This window comes from Sphingobium sp. PNB, from assembly GCF_019873065.1.
In the GTDB taxonomy this organism is placed as follows: domain Bacteria; phylum Pseudomonadota; class Alphaproteobacteria; order Sphingomonadales; family Sphingomonadaceae; genus Sphingobium; species Sphingobium fuliginis.
Map to the genome: position 1 here is coordinate 13,791 of NZ_JAINEZ010000070.1, position 14,685 is coordinate 28,475.

Annotated in this window: 11 protein-coding genes and 2 pseudogenes; 5 read left to right on the forward strand and 8 right to left on the reverse strand. The window is 61.1% G+C overall.

The window, feature by feature from the left end; genetic code table 11:
* The first annotated feature begins 650 nt into the window (after window positions 1-650).
* The 4 genes from K7W03_RS19930 to K7W03_RS19945 all read left to right on the forward strand — a co-directional run bounded on the left by K7W03_RS19930 (window position 651) and on the right by K7W03_RS19945 (window position 6,871).
* Window positions 651-941, forward strand: coding sequence for a hypothetical protein (locus K7W03_RS19930; protein WP_062733591.1), 291 nt, complete (start codon window positions 651-653; stop codon window positions 939-941).
* Window positions 931-3,225, forward strand: coding sequence for a type IV secretion system DNA-binding domain-containing protein (locus K7W03_RS19935; protein ID WP_061939499.1), 2,295 nt, complete (start codon window positions 931-933; stop codon window positions 3,223-3,225). The genes K7W03_RS19930 and K7W03_RS19935 overlap by 11 nt, the downstream gene beginning before the upstream one ends.
* Window positions 3,226-3,228: 3 nt before the next feature.
* Entirely contained in the window at window positions 3,229-6,261 is a 3,033-nt protein-coding gene (gene mobF / locus K7W03_RS19940; protein WP_061939498.1) for a MobF family relaxase, read from the forward strand.
* A 277-nt stretch (window positions 6,262-6,538) separates the two neighbouring features.
* Entirely contained in the window at window positions 6,539-6,871 is a 333-nt protein-coding gene (locus K7W03_RS19945) for a hypothetical protein (protein ID WP_061939495.1), read from the forward strand.
* A 121-nt stretch (window positions 6,872-6,992) separates the two neighbouring features.
* Here K7W03_RS19945 and K7W03_RS19950 read toward each other — a convergent pair.
* From K7W03_RS19950 to K7W03_RS19960, 3 genes and pseudogenes are all read right to left on the reverse strand, one after another.
* A pseudogene (locus K7W03_RS19950) lies at window positions 6,993-7,112 on the reverse strand (HU family DNA-binding protein); the annotation flags it as partial.
* Window positions 7,113-7,250: 138 nt separating this feature from the next.
* Window positions 7,251-8,723 (reverse strand): group II intron reverse transcriptase/maturase, encoded by a 1,473-nt coding sequence (ltrA, locus tag K7W03_RS19955; protein WP_061939493.1) that lies wholly within the window; start codon window positions 8,721-8,723, stop codon window positions 7,251-7,253.
* 620 nt (window positions 8,724-9,343) lie between these two features.
* A pseudogene (locus tag K7W03_RS19960) lies at window positions 9,344-9,499 on the reverse strand (HU family DNA-binding protein); the annotation flags it as partial.
* Window positions 9,500-9,673: 174 nt separating this feature from the next.
* Here K7W03_RS19960 and K7W03_RS19965 point away from each other — a divergent pair.
* Window positions 9,674-10,261: a hypothetical protein gene (locus K7W03_RS19965; protein ID WP_061939491.1), complete on the forward strand. Its 588-nt coding sequence runs from the start codon at window positions 9,674-9,676 to the stop codon at window positions 10,259-10,261.
* A gap of 9 nt (window positions 10,262-10,270) precedes the next feature.
* Here K7W03_RS19965 and K7W03_RS19970 read toward each other — a convergent pair whose 3' ends face one another.
* The 5 genes from K7W03_RS19970 to K7W03_RS19990 all read right to left on the reverse strand — a co-directional run bounded on the left by K7W03_RS19970 (window position 10,271) and on the right by K7W03_RS19990 (window position 14,518).
* Complete coding sequence (locus tag K7W03_RS19970) at window positions 10,271-10,519, reverse strand: DUF5818 domain-containing protein (RefSeq protein ID WP_062733589.1); 249 nt, start codon at window positions 10,517-10,519, stop codon at window positions 10,271-10,273.
* Between the two features lie 54 nt (window positions 10,520-10,573).
* Window positions 10,574-11,911, reverse strand: coding sequence for an anti-phage deoxyguanosine triphosphatase (locus tag K7W03_RS19975; RefSeq protein WP_061939487.1), 1,338 nt, complete (start codon window positions 11,909-11,911; stop codon window positions 10,574-10,576).
* A 119-nt stretch (window positions 11,912-12,030) separates the two neighbouring features.
* Entirely contained in the window at window positions 12,031-12,327 is a 297-nt protein-coding gene (locus K7W03_RS19980) for a type II toxin-antitoxin system RelE/ParE family toxin (protein WP_061939485.1), read from the reverse strand.
* A complete protein-coding gene (locus tag K7W03_RS19985; protein WP_061939483.1) occupies window positions 12,324-12,581 on the reverse strand; it encodes a type II toxin-antitoxin system ParD family antitoxin in 258 nt (85 codons plus the stop codon). The genes K7W03_RS19980 and K7W03_RS19985 overlap by 4 nt, the downstream gene beginning before the upstream one ends.
* Before the next feature lie 518 nt (window positions 12,582-13,099).
* On the reverse strand, window positions 13,100-14,518 hold the full coding sequence (locus tag K7W03_RS19990) for an ISNCY family transposase (RefSeq protein WP_061939481.1): 1,419 nt from the start codon (window positions 14,516-14,518) through the stop codon (window positions 13,100-13,102).
* Between the last annotated feature and the right edge of the window lie 167 nt (window positions 14,519-14,685).

The following is a 14,685-nucleotide window of genomic DNA, read 5'->3' on the forward strand; positions in this document are numbered from 1 at the left end:
GGCATCGGCCCTTGGCGCTCTGCGACAAGTTTGGCGGCTCGGCGGATCGTTCCTCACCGCCGACCGGGGCTCTATTCGCCGGGCCGCAGACACCCCTTGGCAGGGCTGTCGCCTCCCCGAGCTCACGGCGCCGGGGCGATGCCCCGTCGCCGCCCGTTCGGGTCACGATCCCCTGCCGGCTCGACGCGGCCAGGGCCGCGTGGGATTTTCCGAACATTGGTCCTGCTCCGCCCACTTGCAGGCCAGTTTCAGGCCCGCCCCCAGGGCTCGAAGATCGCCTTCTCCACGCCGCATTTCTGGCCGCCCGATGGGCGGTCCAGTCCCCCGCCGGAACGGCTGACCCTCCCATGACATCACCGATCAAAGCGTCCCAAGGCACCAGATTCAAGCCCAAGGATTTAAGCACACCGAACGCACCGGCTGGTGCAAGAAGTCATTGAAAATAAACTATAAATCTCAAAATAATGGGTCGGACAGTGTCTGACAGTTTTGAAAGCCGTAGAAAACCACGCATTTCAGTGGTTTGAGCGTCAGACATTTGCGGACGGCATTTTCTGCAAATTGCTCAATGACTTGCCTCAGGCAAGCAAATCCGCTATGCCTTGCCCTGCCTTTTTAATCCCCACCAGCCACCATAATGGAGGCTGGACGTGACAGGCACATCCCCAAGACTTTCGGTTCGCATCGATCCGCGCCATTTGACGCTCATCGAGGATGTCGCGCGCAAGCAGAATGTGTCGCCCTCGCAGGTGGTGCGCTGGGCCATCGACGCCTATCTCGCCGGCGCCCATGACCATGGTTCCAGCCGTCGTCGTCTGGCCCGGTTGGCCGAGTTTCAGAACCTCGCCCTGGACGTCATCATCCTGGAACAATATCCCGAATTGCGGGAGCGGATGATCGCGGAAACCGACAAGCGCCTGGAGCAATATCATGGCGCATAAGGACATAAGGTCGAACGGCCAGAACATCCCGCTCACCCATCATTCGGCACGCGGCCGGGTGCAGCGCAATTCAGGCAATTTCACTCGCGGCAGCCAGCTTCTCACCCACGAGATGCTGATGTGGTTTTCCGGGGTCAGACTGCCCTTCATCATCTGGTTCTTCGTGTTCGTCGCGGCCTGGTTCGCCATCATGTCGATCCGGCTCGATGAGCATGGCTTCCAGCTCATCTGCATGAAGCTTTATTCAGCGCTCTGGAACTGGGTTGGTCTCGATCCCACGAAGCGGGTCAATGTCACCCTGCCCAATGGCGAGATGCTACGCACGATCATGCCGATGGTGCCGGCCATACCGGCGGTGAAGACCGCTTGGGCGATCGCCATGCGGGGTCTGCTCGGCTCCTTTTTCATCTCGCTGTTTATCGTCGCGCCGCTCTCGATCTGGTTCGTCGACCTGTCGCGCCGACGCGGGAAATCGATCCTTCAGGAGCGGCATGAACGCGGTGCCATGCTGGTCGATGTCGACCTGCTGCGTGGCGAGATCAATCAGCATAATCTGACGAAATATGAGGAGGACGTCGCAGCGCTGTGCCGGGGTCTGTCGCCGGGCCAAGTATTGCGACTTCCCTTTGCCGAGCGGAAGGGCAGGGGCATCCACCACCCCTATAGTCTCGCCGGTGTTCCCTATCCGCACCGGATGGAACAGTCGCACACCATGCTGATCGGCACCACTGGATCGGGCAAGACCACGGAGCTGCGCAGCCTCGTCTCGCAGATGCGGGCGCGCGCCGACAGCGCAGTGATTTTCGACCTGACCGGCGCCTATGTCGAGGCCTTCTATGAACCTGAGCGGGACACGATCCTCAACCCCATGGATGCGCGATGCCCGGCCTGGTCGATCTTCAACGACTGCGCCACCCATAGCGAATTTACCGCCGCCGCCGCCGCGCTGATCCCGTCCGACGGCGGCTCCTCCGAACCCTTCTGGGCACTGGCGGCACGGACCCTCTTCATTGAGATGTGCGTGCGCCTCATCGAGCGCGGCCAGGCCACCAATCTGGCCCTGGCCGAAAATCTGATGACCGCTGATCTGAAACGCGTCCATCGCTTCCTCACCAACACCATCGCCGATCCTCTCACCGCGCCGGAGGCGGCTCGCATGGCGGAGTCCATCCGCGCGGTTTTCAACACCAATGCGCAGGTGTTGCGCTTCTTGCCGGAAGAGGGGGAAGCCTTCTCGATCCGGCAATGGATGACCCAGGAAAAGCGTCCGGGCTCGATCCTGTTCATCACCTCCAACTATGTCGATCTGCCGATGAACAAGGCGCTGCTGACGCTGTGGATGGACCTTGCCATCAACACGCTCATGACCATGCCACGCACGCGCAATTTACGCACTTGGTTCATGTTCGATGAGCTGGGCGCGCTGCACCGGTTGCCCGCGATCGAAAACGGGCTTCAGACCGCCCGCGCCTTTGGCGGAGCAATGATCCTCGGCATCCACAGTTTCGAGAAATTGGTCGAAGTGTATGGCGAGCAGGGCGCCCGTAATCTGGCATCTCTGGCGCGCACCAAGTTGATCCTCGCCACGGCGGATCTCGACACGGCCGAGCAGTGCGCGCGCTATATCGGCAATCGAGAAGTACGGCAGATGGATGAGGCCTATAGCTACGGCTACAACCAGACGCGCGATGCCTCCACCCTGACACCGCGCAAGCAGGTCGAGCCGCTCGTCATCGCCGACGACATCACCAACCTGCCGTCCATGCACGGCTTTGTGAAATTCCCCGACGGATTTCCCGCGGCCCGGATTCTCCTCCAGTGGAAGGACTATCCGCAGGTGGCGCAAGGGTTCGTCCGCTGTGCCCATGTGAACCCGGTTCGCTCGAAGCGAACCGACGCCCTGTTCGCGGAAGAGGGGGGTGAGGCAGGCGGCCGGGATGGCGCGGCGCAGATTGTCGAGGAGGTGCCCGATCCCGAAGTCAATCTTGCCAAGGAGATGGCCGCCCGCATCCTGTTCGGAGAGAGAAATGAAGAGCATGAAGCAGCCCGGCGGGCTGCCGATCGCGACCAGCCCGAACCTAGCAGAGTGGCCCCTCGTCATGCGGCGGACCGGGCGCTCGCAGACCGCGCCGATCCGGCAACGGGTCAGCCCGTCGGACGGGCAGGGCAGGGGAGCAGTCAGCCATCCCCGCGCGCGCCGGCGGAGGATCAGTCGCTCATTGAGATGCGGCAGGATTTTTCGGGCGGCAAGGATCTTGGCGACAGCGCGGATTGGGGGATATGATCCATGCTGTCGATCGCCTCTGTCCGCTCCGCATCGGGCGCCGCCAACTATTTCGCGCAGGACAATTATTACACCGTCGAGGGCTCGTCGGAACTCAGCCTCTGGGAAGGGGAGGGCGCCCGCGACCTGGGCCTGGCGGGCGAGGTTGGCAAGGATGCGTTCGAGGCAATCCTCAAGGGAGAATTGCCCTCGGGCGAACAGGTCGGGCAGGTCGAGAACCGACGCGCCGGCTATGACCTCACCTTCTCCATGCCCAAGTCCGCCTCGGTCATGGCCTATGTCGCGGGCGACCGCCGCATTCTCGCCGCCAATATGTCCGCGGTGAAGGCGACCATGGCCTGGGTCGAGAAGAATTTGGCGGAAGGCCGCAAGGACCAGGAGGGGCGCAAGGTTCCGATCCCGACCGGCAATCTCGTCTATGCCCTGTTCGAGCATGATACCAGCCGGGCGCTTGATCCGCAGGGGCATATCCACGCCGTCATCGCGAACCTCACCAAGATGCTGGATGGCAAATGGCAGGCGCTCCATGCCGACAGGATCTGGAGCAACAACAGCGTGATCGGCGCCATCTATCATGCCTATCTGCGCGGCGAGATCGAGAAGCTCGGCTATGGCGTCGACCTGAAGGGAAAGCACGGCACCTTCGAGATTACCGGTGTCCCGCAACCGGTGATCGACGCGTACAGCCAGCGGCGGCAGGACATATTGGAGAAGGCGACGGAACTGGGCCTTAAATCTCCCGAGGCGCTGCGCGAAATTACCACGCGCACCCGTGATCCCAAGCTCAACGTCGAGGATCGCGCGGCCCTGCTTCAGGGCTGGAAGGACAAGGGTGAAGGCCTTGGCTTTACCGGGCAGGAATTGCGGGAGGCAGCGATCCTGCGGAGCGCGGGCCACGAAGCAGCCGGGCGTCTGGAAACCGGCTATCGCGCCATCCGCGACGCGGTTGCCGGAGCATGGCATGCGGTGGGCGCCGTGTTGTCCCATGATGATCCGCTGGTCGATCGCCGGATCGCCCGCATCGTGCAAAGCCCCGCGGCGGGCCGCGCGCAGCTGGCGGTCGCCTCGGCGGTGCGGATCCATGGCGAGCGGGAAGCCGCGTTCGAACAGCATAAGCTTGCCAAGACCGCGCTCGACCTCGGGTTGAAGGGCGTGACCATCGAGCATGTCGAACGGCGGATCGGGCAGCTCGTCGACAAGGGACTGTTGCTCCGCGGGGTGGAGCGCGCCGCCCCTATGTTAACCACGAGGGAGGCGCTCGCGACCGAAGAGAATATCCTGGCCCTGGTGGAGGCGAGCAAGGGGCAGGCAGCGCCCATGCTCGATCCTGCCGAGGCGCCGCAGCGCCTGCAGCAGGCAAGCAGTCATCCGCTCAACCCTGGTCAGCTGGGCTCCGCCACGCTGATCGTCAGTTCCTCCGATCGGACGATCTCGATCCAGGGCGTCGCGGGCGCCGGCAAATCAACGATGCTCTCGGCGGTCGCACGGGTTGCGGAAGGGGAGGGGCGCAAGATTCTCGGCCTCGCCGTTCAGAACAAGATGGTCGCCGACATGAAGGAAGGCGCAGGCATCGAGGCACAGACGATCGCCTCCTTTGTTCTCGCCCATGAACGCTTCGTGGCGCGGCGCGAGGGTCCTGCCTATGAGGTGGCCCGCGAGCGTATGGAGGGCGCCATGCTGGTGGTGGACGAGACCTCGATGGTGTCGTCCCGCGACATGCTGAGCCTACACCAGATTGTCGCGGCGCTGGGGATCGAGCAGTTGGTTCTGGTCGGTGATCGCCAGCAACTCTCTTCGATCGATGCCGGCAAGGCCTTCGCCATGATCCAGGCAGGCGGCGGCACGATGGCGCGCATGGACCAGAATATCCGCCAGCGCACCGACGAACTGCGCGCCGTCGCGGCGCTGGCCAATCTCGGCAAGGCCAGCCAGGCCATGAAAGTGCTGGGCGACAAGGTGGTTGAGAGCGCTGCCCCAGCGGACGAAGCCGCCGATCGCTGGCTGTCTTTGTCGCCACAGGAGCGCGCCGCGACGGCAGTGTTCGCCTCGGGACGCGAAACCCGGCAGGCGATCAATGAGTGCATCCAGGCGGGCCTTTCCGCAGAGGGCACCCTCAAGGGCGAGGGCATCCACCTTACCATCTTCGAGCGCGTCAACATGACTCGCGAAGAATTGCGCTATGCCGCCAATTACCGTGCCGGACAGGTGCTGGAGGTTGGGCGGGGCGGCGCGAACGATGTCGGGCTCAAGGCCGGACGCTATGATGTCCTCAAGGTTCATGCCAATGGCCGGGTCGATCTCACCGATGGCCGCCGCAAGATCCGGTTCGATCCCGCCCGGCTGTCCCCCACCGAGCAGCGCGACCGGTTGCAACTTTCCGAAAAGAAGGGCCTGCATCTCCGAGAAGGCGACACGATCCGCTGGACGGCGAAGGACAAGCCGCGAGAACTGTGGAACGCCGCCATCGCGCGCGTTGTCCGCGTCGACGCCACCGGCGTTACCGTCAATCTCGGGCAGGACAAACAGCTGACCCTGGCGGTGGGCGATCCGATGCTCTCGCGCCTTGACCTTGCCTATAGCCTCAACATGCACATGGCCCAGGGGATCACGACCGACAAGGCGATCACGGTCATGGCGAGCCATGAGCGCAACCTCTCGAACCAGCGCCTGTTCAATGTGGGGGTCACGCGCGTGCGTGACGAACTGACCATGATCGTCGACGACAAGGAAAAGCTGGCGCGCCAGCTCGACCATAATCCGGGAAACAAGACCTCCGCGCTGGAGACCCTGGGGCGGCTTGCAATTGACGGACCCCAGGCGCGAGGCCCTGCCAAGTTCGACCCTGGTCCGGTTGAAGGGGTGACCACGGGCGCTGGTTCCCATCCCGCGGACTTCCCCGCCGATCTTCCGCCGCTGCCGGACAATTGCGGCAAGCCAGTCGACCCCAGAGACGGGCATGGTCCGCCAGCACAAGGCCAGGATCGCGCCGACCTCCTGCCGCCGCTGCCCGAGCGCGGCCTGGGCCTAGATTTGTGACCTTGATTCTCACGAAGGAGCATCGTCATGAAATATGCATTTCCCGCGCTCGCTGTCCTTTCCCTCGCGACCTCCCCGCTCGCTGCGCAAAAGCTGGGCAAGGGTGGCACGTCGATGAGACATCCAGCCTCCCGCAATGCGCGCAGCCTTTGGGTACGGTGGCGCTCGTGGAAGACAAGGTGCCGGCGCTCGATGATCAACTGCCGCCGGGTATGCGCGAAAGAACAGGTCGGAAGTCGCCCAGCTCATCGGCGCAGAGCATGATCGGCCCGAAACCATGGAGGAGACGCTCGAGCGCATCCTCATTCTTGAGCATGGCGCGAACCAATATGCGCGCGTCATCGCTGACGAGCTCGATGCACCGGAATTGAGGAGCGTCATCGACAGAGCCGAAGAGCCGGCGTTACGCTACGTGGTGGATATGTGCCTGGAAGGGCGCAAGGCAGTGGTGAAAACCGAGCTGGAGTTCGTCAATCGCTACCTTAATGCCCCGGGTCACATTTCCGTGCCGGGCGATCCGGGCGGGATTTTTGATCGAACGAAATTCGAGCTTGGGGAGATCGACTGGGCTCTGGTCGATGCCATGATGCTGGAGTGGCACTTCTTCTGATCAGTGCGATCGACGTCTGGCCTTGAGTGACCCATGTGTCACTTTACCTGCGTTGAAAAAGTGACATGCAATTTTGTGATGGGAAGGGCCGTTGAACCGTCGTTCGGCGGCCCTTCACGGCTTACCCGTTCACTTGGTCCTTGAGCGCCTTGCCAGGCGTGAAGGTCAGCTTCTTCGACGCAGCGATCTGGATCGTCGCACCGGTCGAAGGATTGCGGCCTTCGCGGGCCGGGCTGTCCTGTCGGGTAGGAGCGACCCGTTACCGGACCGCTCCCCCCTTAGAACTGCACGTGCAAGTTTCCCTGCATGCAGCTCAAGCCTCCACGAAGCCCTGTGTGACCAGAGCCACCAGTCCCCTCGATCAAGGGGCGGATGCGGGTCATCCGAGGTCTGCCGGTAGATCCGTGGGTCGGCTGCGCCTTGCGGCGAAGTAACCGTCCCAGACCGGATCAAACGGATTGGCAGCAGCCCGGATTTTGCAATGGCGACGGATGGGAACGTCGGCTGCATTCAGCAACCGTGTGAACGTGACGTTTCCTCCGTCGTCCTTCACGCCTGCGCGGAACACCCAGTCGCGCGTGCCTTCCCGAATGAAGTAACGCCCCTTCACCCAACGACGCGGTTTGTTCGGGTGCCTACGACAGGCCCACTGCCAGAGACACTTCCAGATGAGGTGATCGACCTTTCGGAAGGTTTCCTTCGCCACCTGGTTGTGATGATAATTGGTCCAACCCCGTATGACAGGGTTGAGTCGCCATATCAGATGCTCCTGCCTTATGCTGGCGGCGGATTTGATAATCGTTCGGATTTTGCGCATGAACGCCGCCACGTTCTTCTTGGCGGGTTTGATGTGGGTGTGCCCATCATATCTGCGCACGTTCCAGCCGAGGAAGTCGAAGCCTTCCTCGACCCGCACGAGGCGAGTCTTTTCTTCAGACAGGGATAGACCCCGTGCAGATAGAAATTCCTCTACCAAAGTCCTTGCCTCCTCCAGCACTTCTCTCGATGCACCAGTAATGACAAAGTCATCGGCGTAACGTATCATATTGACCTTGGTGCGTATGTTTCGATGTTTGGGGCCGTAATGAGCCTTTAACATCGTTTCCATTCCGTCCAAGGCCATGTTGGCAAGTGTTGGCGAGATTATTCCGCCTTGCGGAGTTCCCGCTCGAGTTGCGTGCCATTCGCCGTCCTGCATATAACCGGAGTCCAGCCACTTCCGGAGCACCGCCCTGTCCATGGAGATGTTGGCGGTGAGCCAGTCCTTGCTGATTTCGTCGAAGCAGCCAGCAATGTCAGCGTCCAGAACCCATCCCGCCGTCCCCCGTCCCCGCAGTGCAATGAAGCACTGGCGAGCCGCATCACGCGCGGCGCGAAAGGGACGGAAGCCGTATGAGTTAGGGTCTGCCGTGGTTTCCGCGACAGGCAGTAGCGCAAGCAGGTGAAGTGCCTGCATGGCCCTGTCTTTCATCGTCGGAATACCAAGCGGACGCAGCTTTTTGCTATTTGCCTTCGGGATATACACCCGCCTCAGCGGTAGTGGCCGATAGCCCCGCCGTCTGAGCGACAATACTCCTCTGACGCATTTGCCCGGCGTGTCCCAGATGATCCGGTCGACTCCGGGCGTCCTCTTACCTCGATTTTCGGTAACTCGTTTTACGGCAAGAGCCTTGCCGCTGAACGAATGGGTCAGCAGCCGCTGTAAGGCTTGCACCTTACCCCAGCGACCTTCCCGAACTGCCTTCGCGATACGCATTTGCAGCCGTCGCACGGTTCGACGCACCGAGGACCAGTCAATCTGGCTCCAGTCCGCCGTTTCGCGGGAGGCCGCACCAGTCGCTATGACCGTCATTTGCCTGTCCTCCTTTGAGGGTTCTGCATATTTTCTCGCGATGAGAGACCCGTCGGAAGTCTGCTCCTTTTCAGGCGGGGTGATGTTGGCAAGCCGCAACCCCTGTCCAGACCATTACAGCCCGGCCTTCGCTTTCTCCGACATCCTTTACCCGCACCACCGACAGCTTTCCTTGCGGTTGGCCTGCCCACTGCCGGGCGGAGATACGGGCTTACCGTGTTTCATCTAAATAACGGGGGTGGGTTAGACCCTGCCTATTCGCCGGCGGTCTATCTTGTCCGTGTGTCTCCAAAGTAAAGAGAGACATCCGACCGCGCACCTTTTGGTTCAAGCCTATCAGCATCTTTGGCTTGTCAAATTTCACGACGTTTATCAGCAGTTCACTTCAATTAGTCATACCACCCAGCCTAGCGCCCCATCCGCTCTGATGCTTGCAGAAGATACCGCCACCTCACGGCATCGGCACGGCCCGAAGGCCCGGCTACATTGTCCCAGCAGCTTCATACCGGACCGTTACCAGTCCCGCATGTGCCGGTAGGCTACTGATGACGGAACATCAGGTTTGATCCATGAGATTATTCATGCGCAAACAATTATTTAGACGACTTTCACGTCGCACTCACCTTGAACTTGCCGAAGCCGTTCAGCGACACCTCCTGCCCCTTGGCAGCCGCATTGGCGATCGAGCTGAAAACGGCGTCGACATATTTGCGGGCATCGGCCTTGGTGAGGCCCTGGTCGGCAGCCAGGGCTTCGGCGAGATCGGTGTTGTTCATTGGGCATTCTCCCGTTGATGATGCGCAAGGGCATAAGCTGGAAGATGGCCGACCGGAAGAGGGGAATTGCCCCAGAACACGGGGCGTAGCCGGGCAAAGTGACACATGGGTTTTATCTGGCACCGGCGCAGAAAAGGGGATTCACAGCGACTCATCATCTGCTAGATTCCTGATATGTTCTATCAGGCCGACCGTTTCGAGCAACCTCTGCCGTCTGCGAAGAAGCCTGTACGGCCGACGCTCGCGCCAGCGAGCGCAACGCAGCCGGAACTGGTCGATCGTATTGCGGCCGTCACGCGCCGACCGCGCTATGCGCTGCTGGTACTGGAACTCATCGCACGAGAAGCCGGACCCAATGGAAGCCTCGGGCCTTATGTGAGGACCGAGGAGGGGAGGGTGCCTGTTCGCGATTGGCTCTGCCAGGCCTTGGCTCCGCTGGCGAAACGCGATTGCCGGCGCATCGCCATGGTGGAAGCCGTGCGGGGAGAGGTGCTAGGCATGGCGCAGGATGGCGCTGATCCAGCCGAGCTGGAGCGCGCATGTGAGGCGCAGATTCAGGAGCGCATCATCCGTTCCGGTCGAACCAGTGTGAGCCGGGCGGTTTCGGATCTGGTGAAGGCCGGCCTGCTGCGGCGGCATTATCAGGGCTACCGCGTCGATCATCCCAATCGCGGTGCGCAGCGAGAAGCGGTCTACACGATCACCGCCGAGGTTAGGCGGACGCTTCGGCGACACCGAGCGATACCGCTACATGGCGGGTGAGGAAAGGGTTCATTGAAACGGCCCGTTCGCTTCAATCCAGTTGACCGCGATCGCTTCCGCGCCCGTCCTGATGCCTTCGACCACCACGTTCGATTGAAGAAGATGAACGACATTTTTAAGAAGGCCGACCTCCCAAAGCGCACCATTGCGCGCTTGGACATAGGGATTGACCGCACCTGCGACGAGGACGCCTTCGAGGCGGAAATATGAACCGATATTCATGTGGCGCAGGTAGCCTGCCTCCTGTGACATCGCCATGACGCATCCCCGGCGCGTGCAAATAAGCGGACGGAGCGAGGCACACCGCTCCTGTCAGAGACGGTCGAACACCGAACCCAAGCGTGGGGAAAACAACCGCTCATATGTTTTGAGCAGATGCGTGTCGGTCATCGCTGCAACATAATCGCAGATGATGCGCAGGTCGCCGCCCGCTGCCTCAAACTTCAAAAGCTCTTCGCGGGGGAGAAGCCGGACCGGGTCGGCCTGCATGGCTTCAAAAACGGCGATGACCATCCCCTGACCCTTGAACTCCAGATGCTGGACCCCGGGGCTGGTGATGACTTCCCGCACGACGAAATTTTGCAGGACGTCGAGGAACTGACGCTCGCCTTCCCGTACCCGGACGCGGTAACGCAGCAATGGCTCGGCAAAGGCGTCCAGTTCGACATATTCCACGGCGGTGAGAAAATGGTGGACCAGCCGTCCGATGAAGCGCTTGCGCGAGGCAGCGCCGCCGAATAAACCGTCTATCATCTGCGAGAAGACGTCATTGGCGCTCTCGCCCGGATATTTTTCCTTGAGGGCGTCGAGAAAAGTCGGGCAGCGATCCTGCAGCGCGGCGGCAAAACGCTCCCGCGTGACGAGGTCAAGGGCGATCGCATCTTCCAGATCATGGACGCCATAAGCGATGTCGTCGGCCGTATCCATGATGGAGCAATCGAGCGATTTGTGGATGGACCGACCATGCTTGCCGGGCTGGGGCGCGAACGTCTGGAATGTTTCGCGATCCTCATTGTCCAGCGGCGCAAGAATCCAGTCGACAACGTCCTGCTCGCTATCATGATAGCACTTGGGGGGCTTGCACGCCTTGCCGTCGAGTATCTTGATGGTGGTCGGGCCGGTGACGAGGGCAGGGATGATCGCCGGATTGCTCACTCGGCTGAAGGCGACGGGATATTTCAGGATGCCGAGCATGGTCCGGCGCGTCAGGTTCGCCCCGGCATGGGAGGAGAAATGCTCCAGTCGGCCCAATATTCTCAACGTCTGGCCATTCCCCTCGAACCCGCCTGCATCGCGCATGCAATAGTTGAGCGCGATCTCACCGCCATGGCCGAAGGGAGGATGGCCGAAATCATGGGTGCAACCGATCGAATGGATGGTCCCGCGGTCGGGCAGGAGCGAGGCGGCGGGGTGATCGGGGATGCTCTTGCCGAGTTGGCGGGCTATTCCGCCTGCAATCTGCGCGACTTCTAGCGAGTGGGTCAGGCGCGTCCGGTAGAAGTCGCTGTCGCCGAGATTCAAAATCTGCGTCTTGCCTTGCAGTCGGCGGAACGCGGCCGAGTGGATGACGCGAGAGTAATAGACATCCCCGTCATCGCGGGCATCTTCACTCTGTGGATTCCAGCCCTCGCGGCGCGCTGACCAGCTCATGGGCGGCGGCAGGCCATGCCTGCTGCGGCGCTGGTGATGGTCGTCATCGGTGGGCTCATGATGTGGTCCAGGTCCAAAGACAGTTGGTAAAAAGAGAGGGGCATTGAAGCAGTTAATAGTCAGTCTGGAAAAAGCATCGCTCCGTAATCCTGAGCGCCATGCAGGATGTGAACAATGACGACCTTGTCCGCTTCCACGCGATAGAAGATCAGATAATTTCCATGCCCGCGGCGCCGCACGCCCAGTCCTTCGAAGCGTGGCACGAGCGGGAAACGTTCAGGATGATTCGACAGGTCCAGGCATTTCTCGCGCAGCTCGCGCAAAAAGCTTATCGCCCGGGCGGGGTTGTCCTGCGCAATATAATCACCGATCGTCTCAAGGTCATGCTCGGCCTCGGCCGAAAGGTGGACGATCATTGAGAGCCGGTATCCATGGCGCGATATTTGTCTTCAAGGCGATCAAACACCGCTTCTGCGGGAGTTGTGTTCCCTGTATCAGCGTCGGCGAGCCCGCGCGCGATCGAAGCATCGAGCGCTGCAAGGCGGGTTTCTCGGTCCTGAATCATGCGCACTCCCTCGCGGAGCACCTCACTTTTCGAATTGTATCGACCGTTCGCGACCAAGCTGGTCACGAACGTTTCAAGCTGCTGTCCAAGATCCGCGCTGATCATCCAAATACCTCCTGACCCGAGGATAGCATCTTATCAACAGTTGATAAAGCGATCTTCGACAGCTTCGGTAGCTGTGCCTACCTCTGGCATTTCTCACAGCGCCGAAAAAATACCGTCATCCGAGGTAATTACCGCACCGCTGGAAAACGGAGCTTGCCATTCAAGGATGGATCCGCAGCATGCTACCGAAATGCCGTAGCTGACCGCAACCGAGCGATTTTCCTGTTCGGATCGAGGAAATGGCTGGGGGATGTGATACCGCCCAAACAGGGGTTCGGCGAACGCAGTGTAAATCGCAAAGGCTAAGAAGCCATATAACATGTTGACAACGCGTACATAAAATGTTCCTGCTACTTAGAGAAGTCACAATCTCTGCCAAATAGAAATGACACTCTTTCGATCAGCAGGGGCTGCGTGGAGCCCTCGAGATAGCGCAGCGCAGACCCTGCTGGAAGCGCGACTTAGATGGGGAAGGGCATGGACCCGCTGCGCACGCAGCGGGCTCGGTCAGCGCGGCCTTAGCGCGCTTTCACGAACTCGAGCGTGCCGCGCGCCCGTAACTCCGCCTGGCTGAGCCGGGGGCCGCGTTTGAGCTTGGCCCCGCCCAACCGGCGCCCATCGATCTTCGCCGGCACCTCCGGTTCCGGGAACAGATGTGTGGGCTGGTCACGACGGGCAGGAGCATTGTTGTTGCGCTGCCGGTGATGCGGGGCGATCGCCTGGATCTGCTTCGCCAGCAGCAAGGCCGCGTCGAGATGGCGGTTCTCCACGATCGCCGGCTGCTTCACCTGCCGCATCTTGTCGAACTGGCGATAGGGCAACACATGGCCTTCATGCTGGATCTCCAGCCGGCCATCAGGATATTCGCACACCATCACTCGCTTGCGCACCAGCTCCCTGGCGATCTCGGTCGGTTCCAGGATGAACATCGCCTTGTTGTAATGGAGTGTCAGCGCCGCCGTGACTGTCCGTTGTTCGCGCCACACCATGATCGCGCGCAGATCGTCATGGAGGGCGAGCGGACGGTGGAGATCGCGACTATCGAAAGCGGGACGAGCGAAGCGGGCATTGTGGCGGACCATATAGCCCGGCAGAAAGGCGTTCGCTTCTTCGATCGAAGATATGCCCTCCAGCCGCATCGCCTTGACCAGCCGATCCTGCAACGTGCCGTTGGCCCGCTCGACCCGGCCCTTGGCCTGCGGCGAGTTGGCGCAGATGATCTCGATGTTCAGCGCGTCCAGCGCGCGGCCGAAATGAGTCATGCCATCCCCGCGCGCCGCGCTGGCGCGGGAATTACGGAAGACGCTGTGCTGATCGGAGTAGAAGGCCACCGGCTTGCCATGCCGCTCGATATATTCGCGCGTCGCTTCCATGTAGGAAAAGGTGCTCTCACTCTCGACCATCTGAAGATGCATCAGTTCACTGGTCGCGTCGTCAATATAGACGAGCAGGGTGCATTGCGGACCACGATCTTCGAACCACCAATGCTTCGAGCCATCGATCTGGACCAGTTCGCCGCGGCAGTCCCGGCGGTAGCGCGGCTGATAGGGGCGCGGACGACGCGCCGCACGGTCCTTCCACAAACCAGCCTCGATCATCAGCTTGCGCAGCGTCTCACGGGAAATATGCACATCATGCCGCTCCGCCAGATACTCGGCAGCCAGCGTCGGCCCAAAATCATGGTAATGCTCCCGAACCAACGCAATCGCATGATCGCGAATTCCGTCGCCGAGCCAGCGGTTGCTACGGCGTCCACGACGTCGGGAAACCAGGCCCGACGCACCGTCCGCGCGCATCCGTATCAGCAATCGATAAACCTGCCGACGCGACAAACCGAGCAGCGTTGCTGCATCCTCGGCCCGCAACTCCCGGCGTTCAACACGTAGCAGAGTATCAAAGCGTGTAAGCTCGCCATGGCTCATGGACACCACCATCATCCGCGCACTCCCTGCATCCAGGGAGCACCATGCCACCAGTGACATCTCTATTTTGCAGAGGGTGACATTTCTATCCGGCGCTGGCGGTTTCCATTTGAAGCGCGACACCCGAGGTGATGCGTAGCATTTCATCCGGGGTGGGGCGAGCCCCACCCCGGATGGCAAAA